Annotated in this window: 18 protein-coding genes; 8 read left to right on the top strand and 10 right to left on the bottom strand. The window is 72.5% G+C overall.

All coding sequences use genetic code 11. From position 1 onward, the window contains the following. The first annotated feature begins 21 nt into the window (after positions 1-21). Complete coding sequence (locus tag ACZ31C_RS02385; protein ID WP_465793862.1) at positions 22-954, top strand: alpha/beta fold hydrolase; 933 nt, start codon at positions 22-24, stop codon at positions 952-954. A gap of 7 nt (positions 955-961) precedes the next feature. Here the strand turns inward: ACZ31C_RS02385 and ACZ31C_RS02390 are convergent, their stop codons facing one another. Further along, positions 962-1,327 (bottom strand): hypothetical protein, encoded by a 366-nt coding sequence (locus tag ACZ31C_RS02390; protein ID WP_350697405.1) that lies wholly within the window; start codon positions 1,325-1,327, stop codon positions 962-964. Next, positions 1,324-4,656 carry an SseB family protein gene (locus ACZ31C_RS02395; protein ID WP_465793863.1) on the bottom strand — a complete coding sequence of 1,111 codons (3,333 nt, stop codon included), beginning with the start codon at positions 4,654-4,656 and terminating at the stop codon, positions 1,324-1,326. The genes ACZ31C_RS02390 and ACZ31C_RS02395 overlap by 4 nt, the downstream gene beginning before the upstream one ends. A 151-nt stretch (positions 4,657-4,807) precedes the next feature. Here ACZ31C_RS02395 and mycP point away from each other — a divergent pair, with 151 nt between their 5' ends. Beyond that, positions 4,808-6,040 (top strand): type VII secretion-associated serine protease mycosin, encoded by a 1,233-nt coding sequence (mycP, locus tag ACZ31C_RS02400; RefSeq protein WP_465793864.1) that lies wholly within the window; start codon positions 4,808-4,810, stop codon positions 6,038-6,040. Positions 6,041-6,116: 76 nt separating this feature from the next. Here the strand turns inward: mycP and ACZ31C_RS02405 are convergent, their stop codons facing one another. Both ACZ31C_RS02405 and ACZ31C_RS02410 read right to left on the bottom strand, forming a co-directional pair. Then, positions 6,117-6,410, bottom strand: coding sequence for a WXG100 family type VII secretion target (locus tag ACZ31C_RS02405; protein WP_350697408.1), 294 nt, complete (start codon positions 6,408-6,410; stop codon positions 6,117-6,119). A gap of 26 nt (positions 6,411-6,436) precedes the next feature. Then, positions 6,437-6,760, bottom strand: coding sequence for a WXG100 family type VII secretion target (locus ACZ31C_RS02410; protein ID WP_396741102.1), 324 nt, complete (start codon positions 6,758-6,760; stop codon positions 6,437-6,439). A 194-nt stretch (positions 6,761-6,954) separates the two neighbouring features. Between ACZ31C_RS02410 and eccE the strand changes: the two genes are divergently transcribed. The 4 genes from eccE (at position 6,955) to rarD (ending at position 10,805) form a co-directional block, all read left to right on the top strand. Then, positions 6,955-8,817: a type VII secretion protein EccE gene (gene eccE / locus ACZ31C_RS02415; RefSeq protein WP_465793865.1), complete on the top strand. Its 1,863-nt coding sequence runs from the start codon at positions 6,955-6,957 to the stop codon at positions 8,815-8,817. Positions 8,818-8,862: 45 nt separating this feature from the next. Beyond that, complete coding sequence (locus tag ACZ31C_RS02420; protein ID WP_396741106.1) at positions 8,863-9,249, top strand: phage holin family protein; 387 nt, start codon at positions 8,863-8,865, stop codon at positions 9,247-9,249. 126 nt (positions 9,250-9,375) lie between these two features. After that, the gene (locus ACZ31C_RS02425) at positions 9,376-9,873 is read left to right on the top strand and encodes a GNAT family N-acetyltransferase (protein ID WP_465793866.1); all 498 of its coding nucleotides are present in this window, start codon (positions 9,376-9,378) and stop codon (positions 9,871-9,873) included. Next, complete coding sequence (rarD, locus tag ACZ31C_RS02430; protein WP_396741110.1) at positions 9,870-10,805, top strand: EamA family transporter RarD; 936 nt, start codon at positions 9,870-9,872, stop codon at positions 10,803-10,805. Before ACZ31C_RS02425 ends, rarD begins: the two co-directional genes overlap by 4 nt. A gap of 48 nt (positions 10,806-10,853) precedes the next feature. Here the strand turns inward: rarD and ACZ31C_RS02435 are convergent, their stop codons facing one another. Further along, on the bottom strand, positions 10,854-11,549 hold the full coding sequence (locus ACZ31C_RS02435; RefSeq protein ID WP_396741112.1) for an anti-sigma factor family protein: 696 nt from the start codon (positions 11,547-11,549) through the stop codon (positions 10,854-10,856). Continuing rightward, positions 11,546-12,040 carry a sigma-70 family RNA polymerase sigma factor gene (locus ACZ31C_RS02440; RefSeq protein WP_233527450.1) on the bottom strand — a complete coding sequence of 165 codons (495 nt, stop codon included), beginning with the start codon at positions 12,038-12,040 and terminating at the stop codon, positions 11,546-11,548. Before ACZ31C_RS02440 ends, ACZ31C_RS02435 begins: the two co-directional genes overlap by 4 nt. Positions 12,041-12,283: 243 nt before the next feature. Here ACZ31C_RS02440 and ACZ31C_RS02445 point away from each other — a divergent pair, with 243 nt between their 5' ends. Further along, a complete protein-coding gene (locus ACZ31C_RS02445) occupies positions 12,284-14,407 on the top strand; it encodes a PhoX family protein (RefSeq protein ID WP_465793867.1) in 2,124 nt (707 codons plus the stop codon). Positions 14,408-14,529: 122 nt separating this feature from the next. Here ACZ31C_RS02445 and ACZ31C_RS02450 read toward each other — a convergent pair whose 3' ends face one another. Next, complete coding sequence (locus ACZ31C_RS02450; protein ID WP_350697416.1) at positions 14,530-15,312, bottom strand: IclR family transcriptional regulator; 783 nt, start codon at positions 15,310-15,312, stop codon at positions 14,530-14,532. Between the two features lie 154 nt (positions 15,313-15,466). Here ACZ31C_RS02450 and ACZ31C_RS02455 point away from each other — a divergent pair, with 154 nt between their 5' ends. Beyond that, entirely contained in the window at positions 15,467-16,654 is a 1,188-nt protein-coding gene (locus ACZ31C_RS02455; protein WP_465793868.1) for an MFS transporter, read from the top strand. Between the two features lie 46 nt (positions 16,655-16,700). Here ACZ31C_RS02455 and ACZ31C_RS02460 read toward each other — a convergent pair whose 3' ends face one another. The 3 genes from ACZ31C_RS02460 to ACZ31C_RS02470 all read right to left on the bottom strand — a co-directional run bounded on the left by ACZ31C_RS02460 (position 16,701) and on the right by ACZ31C_RS02470 (position 21,052). After that, positions 16,701-17,768 (bottom strand): polyprenyl synthetase family protein, encoded by a 1,068-nt coding sequence (locus ACZ31C_RS02460; RefSeq protein ID WP_465793869.1) that lies wholly within the window; start codon positions 17,766-17,768, stop codon positions 16,701-16,703. Between the two features lie 106 nt (positions 17,769-17,874). After that, complete coding sequence (gene nuoN / locus ACZ31C_RS02465) at positions 17,875-19,425, bottom strand: NADH-quinone oxidoreductase subunit NuoN (RefSeq protein ID WP_396741120.1); 1,551 nt, start codon at positions 19,423-19,425, stop codon at positions 17,875-17,877. Between the two features lie 94 nt (positions 19,426-19,519). After that, on the bottom strand, positions 19,520-21,052 hold the full coding sequence (locus ACZ31C_RS02470) for an NADH-quinone oxidoreductase subunit M (RefSeq protein WP_131054360.1): 1,533 nt from the start codon (positions 21,050-21,052) through the stop codon (positions 19,520-19,522). Positions 21,053-21,078 lie beyond the last annotated feature (26 nt).

Below are 21,078 nucleotides of genomic sequence, written 5' to 3' on the forward strand. Positions count from 1 at the left end.
CGGGGTCATAGGCTGTCGGTCATGACCGAGCAGCGTGGCGACGCCATCGACGAATCCTGCGTCCTCACCGAAGGACCGTGGACGCACCGGTTCGTCGGCGCCAACGGCAGCCGGTTCCACGTCGTGGAGGCGGGCACCGGTCCGATGGTGCTCTTCCTGCACGGCTTTCCCGAGCACTGGTGGGCCTGGCAGCAGATGCTGCCGGCGGTCGCCGACGCCGGTTTCCGCGCCGTCGCCGTCGACCTGCGCGGCTACGGCGCCAGCGACAAACCACCCCGGGGGTACGACGGCTACACCCTCGCGGCCGACGTGGCCGGTCTGATCCGCGCGCTCGGCGAACGCTCGGCGACCGTGGTCGGCGCCGGTGCCGGCGGGATGATCGCCTGGACGGTGGCCTCGTTCCACCCCAACCTGGTCCGCCGGCTGGTGGTGCTCGGCGCACCGCACCCGCTACGGCTGCGCGCCGCGATCTTCGCCGATCCGCGTGGCCAGTTCGCCGCCTCCACGCCTGCGCTGAGGTTCCAGCTTCCCCGCTACGAGCACGTCCTCACCCGGGACGACGCTCGGGCCGTGGAGGTGATCCTGCGCCGCTGGGGCGGGCCCCGCTGGGTGGGCGGCCCGGAGTTCGCCGGCTACGCCCAGCGCTACCGGGAGGCCATGCGGATCCCGCAGGCCGCGTTCTGCGCCCTGGAGGGTTACCGGTGGGCGTTCCGGTCCGTGCTGCGACTGCACGGGTACCGGTTCGTCAAGCTGATGCAGCGCCCCCTGGTCACGCCCACCCTGCAACTGCACGGCGCGCTGGACGTGGCCTCGTTGCCGCGCACCGCGCAGGGGTCGGGGCGTTACGTCAGCGCGGCGTACGAGTGGCGGCTGCTGGACGACGTCGGGCACTTCCCGCACCTGGAGACACCGGAGCTGGTGCTGGGCGAGGTGCTGCGCTGGACGAAGTCCTGACCGGTGCTCAGATCCGCTGTTCGCGGACGTCGGTGACCTCACCGACCGGCGCCCAGCCCTGGTAGACACCGAAGTCGAAGGCTTCCAGCCGCATGGCCTGGGCGACCGGCCACCGACCGCCGGTGTACTCGACCCGCAGCCACCCGTCGTGCACGGCGAGCACGATGAACGGCTGTCCCTGCCAGGTGCAGGTCGTCCGGACGTACGCCAACTCCTCGACCTCGGCGGTCGGGACGACCCGGACGTAGCGGCCGGAGCGGACCTCCTCGAAACCGTCGGCGGCCTCCGGCCGGTAGAGCCGGATCTCGCCGCCGTCCGGGCTGGCCTGGTACTCCCGGCCACGCCAGCGGGCCACGTAGCCATCGCGCATCACCGCTCACCGACCTGACGCCAGGCGAGCGTGTCGGTGTCGAGCACGGCGACCAGGCGTTCGGTGCCGTCCGCGCCGATCCGCAGCAGTTGGGCACCGTGCGGCAGCCGGACACTGTCCACCTTGAACTCGGCCACCACGTCGGAACTCTCGCCGGGGGCGAAGCCGTTGCCCCGGAACGGGGAACGCTCGATCACCCAGCCCTCCATCGCCCGCATGGCGGCCTCGTTCTGCCCGCCGTACGGGATCCGGTAGAGACTGGGCCGGTACGCCGGCCACCTCAGCACGTAGATCTGTTCGGCGTCGGCCGCGAAGGGCGACTCGGGATGGTTGAGGCCGAGCGCACCGTACAGCTTCGCCGGGGTGTCGAGATGGGCCAGCTCACCGGCCCGGTGCACGAAGCCGGAGACCCGGTCGTAGCCACGCTCCAGGTAGTAGCCGAGCTGGCTGGGTGCGATCGCCTTCTGCATCACGATCGGCCGCACCGGGTCGACGACCGGCGCGGCCTCCTGCGGGCTGCTGGACGACACGGCCGGCTCGGCCGTCGACTCGGTCTCCCGCTCCGGGTCGTCACCGAGCCCCAGTTCGGCGGCCCAGTTGGCCAGCCCGACGATCTGCTCACCGGGCAGCTTGGCCCCCACCGGCGTACCGGGATTGACCGCGAACGACCACGACGTGTCCGGCCAGCAGCGGATGAGCTGGACGAAGCGGACCTGGAGCGTCTCGGCGGCGGCCGGGTCGGTGTGGTCGGCCAGCCGCTGCGGCGAGGTGTACGCCACCACGAAGGTCTGGCCGTCCAGTTGTACAGTGGGCCAGACGAAGCCCGGGTCCCCCGGCCGGGTGCCCGCGACGCAGTCGGCCGCCACCGGCATGAGGACCCGGGCCAGCAGCAGCGTGGACAGGAACGTGTCGGTGCTGCCGGCCTCCGCCGCCTCCAGCAGGTTCACCTCGACGTCGTTGGCCGGCGTGAAGTCGGCACCGACGCTCGGCCGCGGGGCGGCAGTCGGTGCGGCGGCGGATGCCGATTCCGGTACGGCGGCCGAGGTGGTCGCCGCCGGACTCTGCACCGTCGGCTCGGACCCGTCACCCGACCCGTCTGTCCCCGGCGGCCCGGCGGTGGGCGACACCGGCGCAGTGATCACCTCGGTCTCGATCGCCGACTCCGGCGTCGTTCCCCGAAGCAGGACGGTCTGCTGCTCGGCCCCGACCAGCGGGACGTCAGCAGTCGGCTCGGCCTCGACCGGCGGCACCTCGGCCGTCGCCTCGGACCCGGTCGACGTGACCTCGGCAGTCGGCTCGGAACCCGGCGACAGGACCTCGGCGGTCGGCTCGGATCCGACGGACGGCACCTCAGCGGTCGGCTCGGCCCCGGCGGTCGGCACCTCGGCGGTCGGCTCGGATCCGATCGTCGGGATCCACCCGGTCGGATCCGCCACCGTGGGCACCCAGGCGGTCGGCTCGGCCTCCACCAAGGGAACCGGCGCGGTCGGCTGCGCCTCGGCAGACGGTACTTCGACCGTCGGCTCGGCCTCCACCGTCGGCACCCACGCCGTCGTCTCGGGCTCCACCGTCGGCACCCACGCCGTCGTCTCGGGCTCGGTGGACGGAACCCGGGCGGTGGGCTCGTCGGACGGCACCTGGACGGTCGGTTCGGCCTCGACCGTGGGCACCCAGGCCGTCGTCTCGGGCTCCACCGTCGGGACCGGCGCGGTCGGCTCGGCCCCGACCGTGGGCACCCACGTGGTCGGCTCGGCCTCCACCAACGGAACCTGCGCGGTCGGCTCGGCTTCCGGCACCGGGACCCGTACGGTCGGCTCCGCCTCCGACACCGGGACCCTCATCGTGGGCTCCGCCTCGCCGACCGGGACGCGCACCGTCGGCTCGGCCTCGACCGGGGGGACGCGCACCGTCGGTTCGGTGCTCGGGAAGGGGGCGGGCTCGTGCGGGCGGGGCGGGGCGTCGTCGACCGAGCTGAGGTCGCGGGCCTCAATGATGGTGCCCTCGATGACGATCGGGGTGAAGCCACGGCGGGGCGCGGGCGGGCTGGAGACCGGTTCTGCGGCCGACAACTCCTCCGTGGGCTCCGCCGGCCCGCGAGGCGGCAGCGCCTCGGTGGGGTCGCCGCCATCGGCGAGACCACCCGGTGCCGTCCAGCCGTTCGGCGGGGACACCCGCAGTGGCCGGGTCGGCTCCTGCACCGCACCACCCGGTGACGGCAGTCGCTGGGTCGGCTCGCCACCGGGCTCCGGACGGGCGCCCGACTCGGCACCGGTGAAGTCGAAGGCGCGGGTCTTCCCCTCGGCGGACGGATCGCCGGCCGCTCCGCGCCGGGGGAACGGCTGTGCACCACGGGCCGCCAGTCGGGACGGCGGGGTCGCCCGGTCGGTCAGCCGGTCGGCGCGCTGGCCGGTGCGGGAGTTCGCCGGCTCGAAGAAGGACTTCCGAGGTGCCTGACCCGGGTCGGCGGGCCGGCCGTTGGTCGGCGGGCCGGCGCGGTCCGGCGTACTCGGCCAGCCGGGACCGGCGGCTGTCGGCTCCTCGTCGGGTGCCGGCATCGGCCGACTCGGCGGCGGACCGACCTGCCCTTCCACCCGGCCACCGCCGACGGCGCTGAGCCGGCTTCCCAGGCTCTCCTGACCGGCGGCGCGGTCCGGGGCAGGGGCACCACCCCAACCGGAATCGGGCCGACCCGGCGACGCTCCGCCGGGCTGCTGGTGATGCGGACCGGCCACCGTGCCGGGGGCCGCCACCGGTGACTCAGGCAACTGGAAGGCCGCCGGGGCCACCGGTTGCGGCGAGGGCGCGGCCGGACGCCCCGGACCGGCGCCGGATGGCCGTGGAGTGCCGACCGGGGCGGGCGGGGTGCTCGGCGTACGGGCGTCGCGCGCGCGGTTCAGGGCCTCCACCCGTTCCAACCGGGCTCGTGCGCCGACGGTGCGCCCAGGCAGCCGGACGTCGCCCCGGGACAACTGGGAGACGTACCAGGCCGGCAGGTAGCCCTCGATCGGCAGGCCGGGATTGACGGCCAGCCACCACTCGTGGTTGGGCCAAGCGGCGGCCAGTTCGGCGTACCCGGAGCGTCGGCTGGGTCCGGCGTGGTCACCGAGACAGGACCGCATCGCCTCGGCGGAGGTGAACGCCAACACGTGCGTGCGGCCGCCGGTCGTCCAGGTGCCCCAACCCGCCGGCACCTGACCTGGCACGGGCTGGACGGAGATCGGCAACAGCAGCTCGACCCGGGACAGGGTGCGGAAGTACAACTGCTGGTCGTTGCCGCGCAGCGCGTCCCGCATCGCCGCCTCGGCCTCGGTGGCCGGCGCCCAGTCGGTCACGGCCACCCCTCCTCCCGGGCACAGCCATAGGTATCGCTTACAACCTACAAGGTGTCCACAAGATCACAATGCCAGGCCGTCGCCGGTCCGCCCGCTTCGCCGAGGGGCGCTAACATCCCGTTCCGGTGTCGACACGATACGGAGGCGGTCGATGTCCCGAAACGTCCCGCGTCCGCTCCTCGCGGGGGTGGCCGCCGCCCTGCTGGCCGGGCCCGCGACACCGGCATCCGCCGCGACCGCACGGCCCGCGCCGGCCGGCTTCCCGGCGGTTGCCGCCGCGCCGGAGTGTGCCTCGCCACCGGCACCGGCCCGGCCGGTGGTCACCGAGCCCTGGCCGCAGCAGCGGTACGCCCCGACGCGGCTGTCGCCGCTGGCCGACGGGTCCGGGGTGACCGTCGCGGTAATCGACTCGGGCGTGGATCGCCGCCATCCGCAGCTCGCCGGTCGGGTGCTCGACGGCCTCGACCTGCTCGACCCCGGTGGTGACGGCACCCGGGACTGTGTCGGCCACGGCACCGGCGTGGCCAGCATCATCGCTGCCGCCCCACACGACGGCGTCGCCTTCCACGGTCTGGCGCCGAACGCTCGGATCCTGCCGGTCCGGGTCAGCGAACAGCAGGTCGTGGACGGCCGGGGAGCGGGGCGTGCGGTCGCGCCGGAGGAGTTCGCCACGGCGATCCGCTGGGCGGTCGACAACGGCGCCGACGTGATCAACCTGTCCGTGGTGCTCTACGCCGACCGGCCGTCGGTCCGTGCCGCGATCGCCTACGCGGCGGCCCGGGACGTGGTCGTGGTGGCCGCCGCCGGCAACCTGCACGGCGAGGGCGACCCTCGCCCCTACCCCGCCGCGTACGAGCCGGCGATCGGGGTCGGCGCGATCGGTGCCGACGGGACACGGGCCGGGTTCTCCCAGACCGGCCCCTATGTCGACCTGGTCGCACCCGGCACCGACGTGCTGATCGCCGCGCCCGGACGCGGCCACCAGCGGGCCGAGGGCACCAGTTACGCCGCGCCCTTCGTGGCCGCTACGGCCGCTCTGGTCCGCCAGTACCGCCCGGACCTGAGCGCTGCGGAGGTGGCCCGGCGGATCCTCGCGACCGCCGATCCGGCTCCGGGCGAGGGCTACGGTGCGGGCGTGCTCAATCCGTACCGGGCGGTCACCGAGGCGGCCGGCACGACGCCACGCGCACGACCGGCGGTCGGGCTCGACGCGGAGCGGACGGACCCGGCGCTGGTGGCACAGCAGGCCCGGCGGGCCGCCGCGCGGGAACGGGCCGCTCTGCTCACCGCCGCCGGGCTGCTGGCGGTGACCGTCATCGTGGTGGCCGCCGTCCTCGTGCCGCAGGGTGTCCGGCGACGGTGGCGCCCCGCCGACCCACGCTGAGCCGACAGCCCCGACCGGCGGCTGCCGATGGCTGACGCCGACCGCCGCGTGCGAGGCGGCCGGCGTCAGCCCTTCGTCACTGGAACAGGCCGGCGTTGCGCTTCTCGGTGTCGAGATAGTCGGTCGCGGACTCGTCCACCGCCACCTTGATGTCCCGCAACATCGTCTGGAGGTCCTGCGAGGCGTTGCGCCACCGGGCCTGACGCTGCTCGTACGCCTGCTGCGCCTCGCCGGACCAGCTCGCGACCAGCGGAGCGGCATCCTGCTCGAGCTGACCGAGCTGCGATTCGAGCGTGTTCAAGGCCCGCTGGATGTCCGCGCTGGCCTGTTGCAGCGCGGCGAAGTTGACGACCAGCACACCGTTCTCCATCCGAAGTCTTCCCCCTGGGTCGTGGTCTAGAGCGGCAGTTGGATGCCGCCGCGGTTGGTGGCGGACACCCGGCCGGCCGCCTCGGCGTCCGACGCGTCGTACTTCACGCCGGCGGTGCGGATCGCGCCCGCGGTCTCCCGAAGGGCCCGCTGCAGGTTCGCCTGATCCTGCGCCCACTGCTGTTTGACCTGCTCGAACGACCGGCCGCCCGCCCCGCGCCAGGCCTGCTGGAGAATCGCCAGCTGGGCCAGCAGTCCACTGAGCATCGACTGCAAGGACTGGTCCGTCTGCTCGAACTTCGCCGCGGTCTGTTGCATCACCGCAGCCTCTGCCTGGGTCTGGGAGGACACCCCGACGTCACCTCGTCTCTCGATCGTGGCTGGCCCATGGACACACCACCCGCGCCGCCGGAGGGCGGGCGCGACGCGGGACGGGCCAACGAGAACTCGTCGCTGACAGTAGCGACACCATCGCATTTCTGCTACCCCACCGCGCTCCCCTGTGGACAACGCGGCAGCCGGGCGGGCTACTACGATGGGCGTCGATGACGTCGCGGGGTGTGATCGACCGGCGGGCCGCAGTGCCGACCACCGGCGCCCTCGCCCGCCGTACCGTCGACGTCCCAGCCGACACCGGCGACGGCCGCAACAGACCACAATGGAGCCTGCGTGCGTACCGGCCGGTGGTCGGTCAGGTCGTCACCACGCAGGTGGCGGCGGCGCTGCTCGTCGCCGCACCGGGCCTGGGCACGCTGCCGACGAGCGCCGCCGTCCTGCTCGCCGGCGCGCTGCTGGTCGGTGCCTGGGGTCGAGTACGCCGACGGTGGCTGCACGAGTGGCTACGGCTCGGGACGGGCTATCTGGCCCGCCGTCGACGGGTGCACCATCCGGCGACCCTGCTCGACCTGGTCGACCCGGACGCCGTCGTCCGACCCGTCGAGTTGGCCGGATCCCCGGCCGCCGCCATCGACGACCCGGGTGGCCTGGTGGCCCTGCTCGACATCGGCGACGCCGCCGACCTGCTCGGTGCGGGCGTCCGCTCGCTGCCGCCGCCCACCGCGCTGCTGCCGGCCCGCACCGCCGACATGCCACCGGTACGCGTGCAACTCCTGCTCACCGTCACGGCGGCACCGGCGTTCGCAGCCGGCGGCGGACCGGTGGCCACCTCGTACCGACAGCTCACCGACGGGCGGCTGGCCGGCGGGGAGCGCGCGGTGCTGGCCGTGCGCGCGGTGCGGGTGGCGGGCTGGCCCGAGGAGGCGCTGCGGCGGGCGCTCGCCGGCACCGTACGCCGGGTGGTGCGGCGGCTCAGGCCCCTGCCCGTGCGTCCGCTCGGCGCACCGGCGACCCTGCGCATGCTCGCCGAGCTCGCGCACCACGACGGCCGCGTGCCCCGGGAGACCTGGCAGGGCGTCCGCTGCGGCGGACTGCTCCAGAGCACCTTCGTGCTGCGGCACTCGCCGACGGAGCCGGTGGGTCGGCTGGTGCCCCGACTGTGCGCGCTGCCGGTGACCGCCACCACGGTGTCGCTGAACGCCGACACCGAGGCACCGGGCCGGACCGACCTGACCGTCCGTCTGAGCGCGGCGACGCCGGCCGAGCTGTCCGCCGCCGGTCGAGCCCTGGAGCAGGTCGTGACGGCCGTCGGTGGGGTGCTCGTCCGCAACGACGGCGCCCATCTCGACGGCTTCGCCGGCACGCTCCCGCTGGCGCTGCCAGGTCAACCGGTCACGCGTCGCCGAGCCCCGTCGACACCGTCCGGCACGGACGACCCGGAGTCGACGCTGCCGTACGGCTCGGCCGGGTTGATGCTCGGCACCAACCGGTACGGCGGCCCCGTCGCCGTCCGGCTGTTCCGGCCGGAGAGCACCCGGGTGATGCTCGTCGGCGGGGTGCCCACCGCCCAGCTGGTCGCCGTGCGGGCGATGGCGCTCGGTGCCCGGGTGGTGGTCCAGACCACCCGGCCACACGTCTGGGAACCCTTCGTGCGTGGTGTCGGCGTACCCGGTCGGACGATCCCGCTGGTGCCACCGGACCGTCTGGCGGAGCTTCCGCCCGCGACCCCGCTGTCCCCGGTGCTCGTGGTGCGGGACGCACCGCCACCGCCTCCGGGCCCGCGCCCGGGTGCCCCCTGGCAGACCACGCTGTTGGTACGCGACGAACTGACCCCGGCCGACGCGGACGCGCTGGCCCGCGCCGACCTGGCGGTGCTGTCGCCGCTGAGCCGGGCCGGATCGGCGGTCGCGGGCACCGCGCTGGGCCTCGGCGACGCCGCGCAGTGGCTGGCACGCAGTCGGCCCGACATGGTGGCGGTGGTCAACCGGCGCGCCCTGCGCTGGGCGCTGCTGGCCGTCACACCGATCGAGGCGCAGCTCATCGGGGCACCTCTCCGGCACCGGCCGAGTTGATCTCGCGGGTTTCGCCGGTACGCGGGCCGTGACACCATGCCCGCCATGGGTTTTCTGAAAGGTCTACTGATCCGGGTCGGCGCCACGGCGGTGGCCTTCTGGCTGGCCACTGTGATCATCCCCGGCATCTCCCTGAACACCGAGTCGTTCGGTGAGACGGTGTTGACGCTGGTCCTCGTCGCGGTGATCTTCGGCGTGGTGAACGGGGTGCTCCAGCCGATCATCAAGACCGTCGGGTGTGGCTTCTACCTGCTCACCCTCGGCCTGATCGCACTGGTGGTCAACGGTCTGCTGTTCCTGCTCACCGGCTGGATCGCCGACCAGGTGGGGTTGCCCTTCGACGTGGACGGCTTCTGGCCCGCCGCGGTGCTGGGTGCGCTCTTCGTCGGCATCGTCACCTGGATCCTCGGCGCCATCCTCGACCGCGACTGACTCCCGAACCGGGCGGCTCGACCTCGTCGGCTGCTCGACCGACCGTCCGCCGGGCGGTCACCGTCGACACCGACGGTGACCGCCCGGATCACGAAGGGTGAATGGTCGGGTCCTAGGATCCCGAGGATGTTCACCCGGACCCGTCACGACGGTTACACGATCAGCACCTCGCCCGATCTGCTCGACCTGGATCTGGTGCACACCTGGCTCTCCACCGACGCGTACTGGGCGCTCGGGCGGGACCGCGCGACGGTGGGTGCGGCGTTCGCCGGCTCGCTCGGGTTCGGCGTCTACCGCCCGACGGACGGCCGACAGGTCGCCGTGGCCCGGGTGATCACGGATCGGGCCACCTTCGGCTATCTCTGCGACGTCTACGTGGACCGGGCCGAACGCGGGCACGGGTTGGGCACCTGGCTGGCCGGCGCCGTCCGCGACCACCTCGGCGAGATCGGCGTACGCCGGATCCTGCTCGCCACCAACGACGCGCACGGGGTGTACGCGAAACTCGGCTTCACCCTCGTACGCGCGGACCGCTGGATGGAGTTCGATCGCCGGGAGCCGAGCGTGACGCCGCTCACCAGCAAGGATTCACAGGGCGATCCGCCCCTTACGGTGAACACGTGACACCGCTCCGCCTCGGATACCTCTACGGCCTGGCCGCGTACCTGCTGTGGGGGTTCTTCCCGCTGTACTTCAAGCTGCTGCGCCCGACCGGCCCGCTGGAGATCCTGGCCCACCGGGTTATCTGGTCGGTGGTGTTCGTCGCCCTGCTGCTCGCCGTGATGCGCAACATCGGGTTCCTGCGTGCCCTGCTACGCCGGCCGCGCGCCCTGGCCGGGGTCGGTGCCGCCGCCGCCCTGATCGCGGTGAACTGGTTCACCTACATCTACGGCGTGAACTCCGACCGGGTGGTGGAGACCGCCCTCGGGTACTTCATCAACCCGCTGGTGGTGGTGCTGCTCGGCGTCCTGGTGCTGCGGGAGCGGCTGCGACCGGCACAGTGGGCGGCGCTCGGGGTCGGTGCGCTGGCGGTGGCCGTCCTCACCGTCGACTACGGCCGGCTGCCGTACCTCGCGTTGACGCTGGCCTTCACGTTCGGCGGGTACAGCCTGGTGAAGAAGCGGCTGGGGCTGCCCCCGGCGGAGGGCCTCTTCGTCGAGTCCGCCGTGCTGGCCGTGCCGGCGCTGGTGTTCCTCGGCTGGCTCGCGACCACCGGCGACGCCACCTTCGGCCAGGTGTCGGTCGGGCACGCGTTGCTGCTGGTGCTGGCCGGCGCGTTGACCGCCATCCCGCTGCTGCTGTTCGCGGGCGCTGCGAACCGGCTGCCGCTGACCGCCCTGGGCATGCTCCAGTACGTGGCGCCGATCATCCAACTGGCCTGCGGTGTGCTGATCTTCCACGAGCCGATGCCGCCGGCCCGCCTGGTCGGCTTCGGGCTGGTCTGGCTCGCGCTGATCGTCTTCACCGCCGACGCGCTCCGCAACGCCCGGCGCAACCGGCGCGCGCGCCCGGACAGCGAGGTCGGCGCGGCGGCGGCGGTGCCCGCCCCACGCTGACCGGTCTGCCCACGCTGCCCGACACCGCGCCTGACCGACGCCACCGCCTCAGCGGACGTCGTAGGCGAGCACGGGGGTGCCGTCGGCGCGGATGAGTTCCAGCCGGACCAGTTCGGCGTTGGTGAACCGGGTCGCACCGGTGATCCGCAGGTCGTCACCGGGCGCGGCACGCCACGAGCCGATCTGCTCCTGCGCGCCGTCCGGACCGTACGCCACCAGCCGGAAGGCGTGCGCCTTGCCGTAACCGGTGTGCTCGTCGTACCCGCAGTGCATGGTCACCTCGGTGCCCCAGTCGGTGTGCCGCAGGCCGATCTCGGCGTGCACCGGCACCGACCCGGTCACCGGCTCCATCGCGACCAGACGCACCTGTGCCAAAGGTGGCCGGCCCGGCTGCTCGCTCGGCAGCATCGTCGCCACGCCGAAACCGACCAGCAGGGCGAACGCCGCCGCCGCGAGGCCGGTGACCGCGTACCGCAGCCGGTTGGCCTGCCGCTCCCGACGCCGGCGGTCCCGCGCGGCGTTGAGCAGCTCGGGCACCCGGGGGTTCTCCGGCGGTGGGAGGAACTGCTCCAGGCTCGACGGGTCCAGCCGACCGAGCAGGCCGGGGAGCACGGCGATCTCGGAGACCGACTGTTGGCAGTCGGGGCAGCCGACGAGGTGCCGTTCGTACGCGGCCCGGTCGGCGGGCGAGAGGGCACCCAGCACGTACGCGCCGTCGTCGAAGGCGTAGTCGCAGCGGCTCATCCGGTCACCCCCATCTCCGCCAGCACCAACCGTAGTGAGCGCAGCGCGTAGTGGGTACGGGACTTCACGGTGCCCGGCGGCACCCCGAGCCGGGAGGCTGCCTCGGACACCGAACGGCCCTGGTAGAAGCACTCGACGAGAACGTCACGGTGGGACGGGCTGAGCCGGTTGAGCGCCTCCGCCACGGTCCACGCCTCCACGGCGCGTTCCGTCTCGTCGACGACCTCGCTGGGCTCGGGCAGCTCGTCGGTGTAGACCTCGCCGACCCGGGTCGACCGTCGCCGCCAGGCGTCGATGGCGAGGTTGCGTGCGGTGGTGAACAGCCAGGCGCGGACCGAACCGCGCCGGGGGTCGAGTGACTCCGGGTGCCGCCAGGCCCGCAGCAGCGTCTCCTGCACCAGGTCCTCGGCGCGCTGCCGGTCGCCGTTGACCAGCCGCAACGCGTGCGCGTACAGCGCCTCGGCATGCTCGTCGTGCAGGGCGCGCAGCAGGTGGGCGTCGTGGTCGCTGATGGTCCTCTCCTCGCTCTCGACCGAGCGGGCGCGGCGTTACGACCAGGGATACGTGCGGTCACGCCGATCGGTTCACCGCCTGCGCGACCTGGGATTCCCGACGGGGGAGTTCATCGCTGGTTCACATCGACGCCGGTTACCGCTCACCACGCCCTCCTAGCGTCCGGCGGGTACCCGTCGGTGAGCTGCACCGGCGCGCGTGACCCTCAGGAGGCTCCTCCCATGAGCGACCGTCCCCGGCTGCTCCCGCTGCTGGGCACTCCCCGCCACGGCAGCCGCGACGCCATGACCTGTCTCTACCGCTGCGGCAACGCCTGCGACCACCCGGTGCCCAACACCTCCGACAACGCCTACTTCGGCGACCTGGTCGACGCCGAGGTCACCCGCCGTGGCCTGGTCCGCGCCGGGGCGGTCGGCGCGCTGGTACTCGGCTTCGGCGGTGGCGCCGGTGCGCTGGCCGGCGGCGGTGCCGCCGCGGCGGCACCGGGCTCCCCGGTGGTGCCCGAGACCACCACCTTCGCCGCCGGTGGCCGGGGCGTCGGCAGCGGGGCGCTGACCTTCTCGTCGATCCCGCCGAACACGCTGGACACCTTCGTGGTGCCGAACGGCTACGACCACGCGGTCGTCATCCGCTGGGGCGACCCGGTGCTGCCCGGCGCACCCGCCTTCGACCTGCGCCGGCAGACCGCCGCCGCACAGGCCCGGCAGTTCGGCTACAACAACGACTTCGTCGGTGTGCTGCCGCTGGACAAGGGCGGGCGGCGGGCACTGCTCGTGGTCAACCACGAGTACACCAACGAGGACCTGATGTTCCCCGGCTTCACCAGCCTCGACGCGCTCACCGTCGAGCAGGTGAAGGTGTCGATGGCCGCGCACGGCATGTCGGTGGTGGAGATCGAGCGGGTCGCCGGCACCGGGCAGTGGCGTGCGGTCACCTCGGGTCGCCGCCCGTACAACCGGCGGGTCGACGCGTTGAGCAGCGCCTTCGAGCTGACCGGTCCGGCCGCCGGCTCGGCCTTCGTGAAGACCGCCGCCGACCCCAAGGGGCGTACGGTCGTCGGCACGCTGAACAACTGCGCCGGCGGGGTGACCCCGTGGGGCACGGTGCTCTCCGGCGAGGAGAACTTCAACCAGTACTTCGTCGGCGGCGACGCCGCACCGGCGGCGGACAAGCCCCGACTGGCCCGGTACGGCATCAACACCGCCACCCGCTACCCCAGCGGCAACCGCAAGTGGGACCGCGCCGCCGACCGTTTCGACCTGGCCAAGCACCCGAACGAGGCGAACCGGCACGGCTGGATCGTGGAGATCGACCCGTACGACCCGGAGAGCCGTCCCCGCAAGCACACCGCGCTGGGCCGCTTCAAGCACGAGGGCGCGAACGTCATCGTGGCCCGCAGCGGGCACGTGGTCGCGTACATGGGCGACGACGAGCGCTTCGACTACCTGTACAAGTTCGTCTCGGACCGCAAGTTCATGAAGGGCAACTCCTGGGTCGCCCGCAAGCACAACCTGACGCTGCTGGAGTCCGGCACGCTCTATGTCGCCCGGCTCGACCAGACCAGCGCCGATGAGATCGACGGGTCCGGCCGGCTGCCCTCGGACGGTGCCTTCGACGGCAAGGGCCGCTGGATCAAGCTGGTCAGCGGCAATCGATCCTTCGTGGACGGGATGACCGCCGCCGAGGTGCTCACCTTCACCCGCTTCGCCGGTGACACGGTCGGCGCGACCAAGATGGACCGCCCGGAGGACGTCGAGCCGAACCTGCTCACCGGCAAGGTCTATGTGGCGCTGACCAACAACACCAACCGGGGTGTCGGCAACAACCCCGGGCCGGACGAGGCCAACCCGCGCAGCAACAACCGGCACGGGCAGATCCTGGAGCTGGTCGAGCACCGGGGCGACAACACCGCCGAGACGTTCACCTGGTCGCTGCCGATCGTCTGCGGCGACCCGTCGGACCCGTCGACCTACTTCTCCGGGTACGACAAGACGCAGGTGTCGCCGATCTCCTGCCCGGACAACGTGGCCTTCGACGCCACCGGCAACCTCTGGATCTCCACCGACGGCAACGCCCTGGGCAGCAACGACGGCCTCTTCGCCACGCCGACCGAAGGGCCGGAGCGGGGTCACCTCAAGCAGTTCCTCACCGTGCCGCGTGGCGCGGAGACCTGCGGGCCGTTCATCACCGGCGACAACCGCTCGCTCTTCGTCGCCGTGCAACACCCAGGCGAGGTCACCGGTGCCTCGGTCGACAATCCGGCCTCCACCTGGCCGGACGGCGACTACGCCAAACCCGGCGTGGTGGTGACCTGGCGGCTGGACGGCGGACCGGTCGGTAGCTGACCCCGCCCCGGCTTCGCGCCGGCCGCTTCCCGACGGCCCTCTTCCCACCAGGAAGGGGGCCGTCTCGCGCCGGGTCAGCCTCCTGCCAGGTCAGCCCTCGGCGGCGGCTCGGTCGGCTCCGGTCAGTTCTCGGCGGCCAGGCACTCGGCGATCGCGCGGGCGGTGGCGATCAGCTTCGTCCGGACCACCCGGGCGGAGGTCATCATCTCGCTGGCCGGCAGCGCACAGGCGAGCACCGTACGCCGTTCCATGTCCTTGTCCGGGGTGACCAGGACGGCCGCGCAGGCCACCCCCTGCCGGAACTGACCCAGTTCGAGCTGCATACCGCGCCGCTCGCCGGCCGCCAGATCGGCCTCGAACGCCTCGGGTGTGGTCAGGGTGGCGCTGGTGAACGGCCGCATGCCGTACTCCCGCAGGTAGCGGTGCCGCTGCTCGGCGGTGAGCGTGGCGAGCAGCGCCTTGCCGAGCGCGGTCGCGTGCGCGCCCTCGTCGAACCCGGGGACGAGATCCTCCAGGTACGGCGAGCGGTTCCCCTCCGCGACGGCGGTGATGGCGACCTGGCCGCCCACGAAGCGGCCGAGGTAGTGGCTCCACCCGGTCTCGATGGCCGCCCGGCGCAGGTTCTCCCCGACTGCGGGCGAGCCCCGGAATGCGGCGACCAACTCGCGGTAGCGGTCGGCCACCTCCAGCCCCACGATGTACGTGCCGTCCTCCCGGCGGATCACGTAACCCTCGTACGCGAGTGTGCGGACCAGGTGGTACGTCGTGGCCACGGTCAGCTCGCATCGCCGGGCGATCTGCTTCACCGTCAGCCCCCGCGGGGCACGGCCGACCGACTCGAGCACTCGAAGTGCGCGGGAGACGCTTCGGATCAGGTCCGAAGGTTCCGCCAGGGGGTCACGCACAACCACCTCCGCCACCGGGGACTTACACCATATGAAAAAGGAGCCCGGTGCGAAACGCCTGATCGGGTGGAGGATCACCGTTCGTCGGATACCCGATGTGATGCTGACCGCACTTTCCGTTGCCGGAATGCGGCAGGCGTAGGTTGGCCCCACCATGACCCACACCGCCCCGTCCCCCGCTCCGGAGGCCGCCACCCGACCCGTCCGGGCCGCCACCACCGCCGTGGCCGTCACCATCGCCTGCGTCCTGCCCGTCTTCCTGGTCGGTGGCCTCGCCGTGCAGATGCGCGAGGAGTTGGGCTTCGACCCGGCCGGCCTGGGCATCGCCGTGGCGGTCTACTTCGGCGTCGGCGCACTCGCCTCGGTCCCCTCCGGCACGCTCGTGGAACGCTGGGGCGGCGGCGTGGTCGCCCGGGTCGGCATCCTGATCTCCGCCGGCTCGCTGCTCGCCGTGGCCGTGCTGGCCCGCTCGTACCCGATGCTGCTCGTCCTGCTGGCCGTGGCCGGCACCGCGAACGCGCTGGGTCAACTCTCCAGCAACCTGCTGCTGGCCCGGCACGTACCGACGCGGCGACAGGGCCTGTCCTTCGGCGTCAAGCAGGCGGCCATCCCGGTCTCCACCCTGCTGGCCGGCGCGGCGGTACCCACGCTCGCGCTCACCGTCGGCTGGCGGTGGGCGTTCGTGGCCGCCGCCGGTGCCGCGCTGGCCACACTGCCGCTCGTGCCGTCACACGGACCGCAACCGGTCCACCGGTCGAACCGGCCGGCCGGGAACGCGACCGTCGGTCTGGTGGTGATCGGCGTGGCCGCGACACTCGCGGCGGGCGCGGCGGGCGCGCTGGGCACCTTCCTGGTGGACGCCTCCGTGGACCGGGGTCACGGCCCCGCCCTCGCCGGACTCATGCTGACCCTCGGTAGCGCGGTCTGCGTCGCCGCACGGGTCGGTATCGGCTGGCTGGCCGACCGCCGCTCCGGCGGACACGTCACCGTGATCGCCGGCCTGCTGGCGGTCGGCGCGGTGGGGCTGGGCCTGCTCGCGGTGGCCGGCTCCGAGGCACTGGTGGTCGGTGTCCTGCTCGGCTTCGGCCTGGGCTGGTCCTGGCCGGGGCTGATGAACTTCGCCGTGGTCCGGCTGCACCCGCAGGCACCGGCCGCCGCCACCTCCATCACCCAGACCGGCGTGTACGCGGGCGGCTGCCTCGGCCCGCTGGCCCTGGGACCGCTCGCGGCCGCCGCCGGCTACCCGGCGATGTGGCTCACCGCAGCCGCCGCCATGCTCACCGCAGCCGGTCTCATGCTCACCGCGACCCGGCTGCTCTCCGCCCGGCCCGCGTCAGCCTGACCGCACACCCGGTCGAGGGCGTCGGTGCGGCGCTGCGGAGGGTCGGTCAGCTCGTCCGGTCGGCGATGTGATCGCAGAGCGATTCGAGGGCGCGACGCGCCGGCACGTCCGGCAGCGGCGCGAGCCGAGCGCGAGCGTCCTCGGCGTAGCTGCGGACCGTCTCCCGGGCCCGCTTGAGCGCGGGGCTCTCCCGGAGCAGTCCGAGCGCCTCGGCGTGCAGGGCGTCGTCGGTCAGCGGGCCGGTGGCCAGGATCTCCCGCAGCCGGACCGAGGAGGCGTCCGCGTCGTCGGAGGCGAGGGCATAGAGCACCGGCAGGGTCGGTACGCCCTCCCGCAGGTCGGTGCCGGGCGTCTTGCCGGACTCCTCCGACTCGCTGGCGATGTCGAGCAGGTCGTCGGAGAGCTGGAAGGCGACACCGATGATCTCGCCGTACCCGGCCAGCGCCGACACGTGCTCCGGGGCGGTGCCGCTGAACAGCGCGCCGAAGTGGGCGCTGGTGGCGATCAACGAACCGGTCTTCTCGGCGATCACGTCCAGGTAGTGCCGCACCGGGTCGGCGTCGGCCCGAGGGCCGACCGTCTCGGCGATCTGGCCGTGCACCAGGCGGGCGAAGGTGCGCGCCTGGAGGCGTACCGCCTCGGGGCCCAGCTCTGCGGCGACGTCCGCGGCCCGCGCGAAGAGGTAGTCGCCCACCAGGATGGCGACCGAGTTCGTCCAGCGGGAGTTGGCGCTCGGCGCTCCCCGACGCACCGCGGCCTCGTCCATCACGTCGTCGTGATAGAGCGTGGCCAGGTGGGTCAACTCCACCACCACGGCGGCCGAGACGACCTCCGGCCGAGCCGGCTCGCCGAACTGGGCGCCCAGGGCCACCAGCAGTGGCCGGAAGCGCTTCCCGCCCGCCTCCACCAGATGCCGGGCCGCCTCGGTCACGAACGGATCGGCGCTGGCCACGCTGGCCCGCAACTCCACCTCGATGGTGTCCAGCAGGCCCAGCACGGATGCCTCGGTGTGCGGGTCGGCGAGATACAGACCGAGCGGGCCGAACTGGCCCGCGTGCCGGCTCCGGCGGCCACCAGAGCCGGTGCCACCTGAACGCTCGCCACCCCTAATCACCACTACTCCACCATGCCACACGGGCTCTACCTGCAGCGGACCGGGGAGGCGCGGCGGGGGCCGGCCCACACCCGTGGACCGGCCCCCGAAACGGAAGGTGACGCCGCTACCGGATGAAGTCCGCAGCGCCGGTGGTCAGGTCGAGCAGCGGACCCGGTGCGATGCCGAGGACCAGGGTCGCGAGTACGCCGATCACCAGCGCCGCCGAGGTCATCGCCCCCGGCACCGTGACGGTCGGGGTCGAGTCACCCGGCTCGGAGAGCCACATCATGACCACGACCCGCAGGTACGGGAAGGCGAGCACCATGCTGGTCAGCACACCGGCGATCACCAGCCACACCTGACCGCCGTCGAGCGCTGGGGCGAAGACGGCGAACTTGCTGGTGAAGCCGCTGGTCAGCGGGATACCCGCGAAGGCGAGCAGGATGAAGGTGAACACCGAGGCGTACCCCGGCGAGCGGCGACCCAGCCCGGCCCAGCGGGACAGGTGGGTGGCCTCCCCGTCGGCGTCCCGGACCAGGGTCACCACGGCGAACGCGGCCAGCACGGTGAAGCCGTACGCCACCAGATAGAACATCGTGCCGGAAAGACCCTCCCGGCCCGGAGACAGCACGCCGACCAGCAGGTAACCGGCGTTGGCGATGGAGGAGTACGCCAGCAGCCGCTTGATGTCGGTCTGGGTGACCGCGAGCACCGCGCCGACCAGCATGGTGAGCACCGCCACCGTGCCGAGCACCGGGGTGAAGTCCCACCGTGCGCCCTCGAAGGCGACGTGGAACACCCGCAGCAGGGCGCCGAACGCGGCGACCTTCGTGCAGGCGGCCATGAAGCCGGTCACCGGGGTCGGTGCGCCCTGGTAGACGTCGGGCGTCCAGACGTGGAACGGCGCGGCGGCGGCCTTGAAGAGCAGGCCGATGGCGACCAGAGCCATGCCGGCGAAGAGCAGCACCGGGCTGGCCGTCGAGTTGGCCACGGCGGCGTTGAGGGTGGCGAAGTCCACGCCCGCCTGACGGTCGCCCAGACCAGCGCTGAAGCCGTAGAGCAGCGCCAGGCCGAACAGGAAGAACGCCGAGGCGTACGCGCCGAGCAGGAAGTACTTCATCGCCGCTTCCTGGCTCAGGATCCGCCGGCGACGGGCCAGCGCGCAGAGCAGGTAGAGCGGCAGCGAGAAGACCTCGAGCGCGATGAACATGGTCAGCAGGTCGTTCGCCGCCACGAAGATCAGCATGCCGCCGATGGCGAACGTGGTCAGCGGGTAGACCTCACCGGCACCACCGGCCTTGGCCGCCTGCCGCCGGTCGTCAGGCGAGTCGGCGGTGATCGCGGCCTGGGCGACGAATGCGCCGCCCCGTTCCACCGACCGCTCGCCCATCAGCAGCAGCGCCACGCCGGCCAGGGCCAGGATCGCGCCCTGGAGGAACAGCGTGGGCCCGTCGATCGCGATCACCCCGATGGTGATCACCCGCTTGTCGGCGTTGAACACCACCATGGTCAACGCGGCGAGCACCGCCAGCAGGGCCAGCGGGAGCTGGACGGGGTGCCGCAACCGGCGCGGCACGAACGCCTCGACCAGCACCCCCAGCACCGCCGCGCCCAACATGATCAGGATCGGCGCGAGTGCCGCGTAGTCGATCGGCGGCAGTACGAACTCGTTCACCGAGTCAACCTTTCGTTCGCGACTGCGCTGTCTTGTGCGCTCACCGGCTGGCCTTCGTTCGCGACTGCGGGGCTCGCGAGCTCACTCCTCGCGCTCACCGGCTGGCCTCCTGGACGTTGCCTGCCGTCGGCGCCGGGTCGGTCCGGCCGACATCCTCCATGGTCGCCTGGACCGCAGGGTTGATCACGTCGGTGACCGGCTTCGGGTAGAAGCCGAGCAGCACGATCAGCGCGATCAGCGGGGCGACCACGACCTTCTCACGCAGGTTGAGGTCGCGCTTCATCGCGTCGATCTGGGTCAGCGCCGGATTGAGCGTGCCCTGCGTGGTCCGCTGCACCATCCACAGCACGTACGCGGCCGCCAGGATGATGCCCAGCGTGGCGATCACCGCGACCGGCTTGTTCACCGTGAAGGTGCCGATCAGCACCAGGAACTCGGAGACGAACGGCGCGGTGCCGGGCAGCGCCAGCGAGGCGAGACCGGCGAAGAACAGCACCCCGGCCAGCACCGGCACCAGCTTGCCGGCACCACCGAAGTCACTGATGAGCGCCGAACCCCGGCGGGCGACCAGCATGCCGACCACCAGGAAGAGCAGGCCGGTGGCGAGGCCGTGGTTCACCATGTACAGCACGGCACCGGTCCCGGCCTGGGTGGTGAAGGCGAACAGACCCACGCCGATAAAGCCGAAGTGCGCGATCGACGTGTACGACACCAGCCGCTTGAGGTCGTTCTGCCCCACCGCCAGCAGAGCGGCGTAGATGATGCCGATCACCGCGAGGCCCAGCGCCCACGGCGCGAACCACTGGGCGGCGTCCGGGAACAGCGGCAGGCAGTACCGGATGATGCCGAAGGTGCCGACCTTGTCCAGCACGCCGACCAGCAGCGCGGCGGCACCGGCGGGGGCCGCGCCACCGGCGTCCGGCAGCCAGGTGTGGAACGGGAAGAACGGCGCCTTGATCGCGAACGCGACGAAGAAGCCGAGGAACAGCCAGCGCTCCGCACCGGTGGAGATGTCCACCTGCGACAGCGCCACCCAGTCGAAGGTCTTGCCGCCGACGACCCAGAGGCCGATCACGGCGGCCAGCATGAACAGGCCGCCGACCAGGGAGTAGAGGAAGAACTTGACCGCCGCGTACTGCCTCTGGTGGCCGCCGTAGCTGCCGATGAGGAAGTACATCGGCACCAGCATGACCTCGAAGAACACATAGAACAGGAAGACGTCGGCGGCGGCGAAGACACCGAGCATCGTGCATTCGAGGACGAGCAGCAGCGCGAAGTAGACCGGCACCGAGCGCTTCGACGACTCGGCGTCGTGCCAGGAGGCCAGGATCACCAGCGGCACCAGCACCGCGATCAGCATCAGCATGACCAGCGCGATGCCGTCGGCGGCGAACGTGAAGTTCACGCCCCAGTTCGGGATCCACGGGTACGACTCACGGAACTGGAAGCGGTCGCCGTCGACCTGCCAGGTCACCCACATGACCACGGACAGCGCCAGCACCAGCAGCGACCAGCCGAGTGCGACCTGCTTGGCCAGCGTCGGCCGGCTGCGCGGCAGGAGGGCGACCACCACTGCGCCGACCAGCGGCGCCACGGTGAGCACCGAGAGGAACGGGAAGTCGGACATTATGCGGCCTTACCTCCGTCGTCGAT

The organism is Micromonospora sp. NPDC023869, from assembly GCF_055559695.1.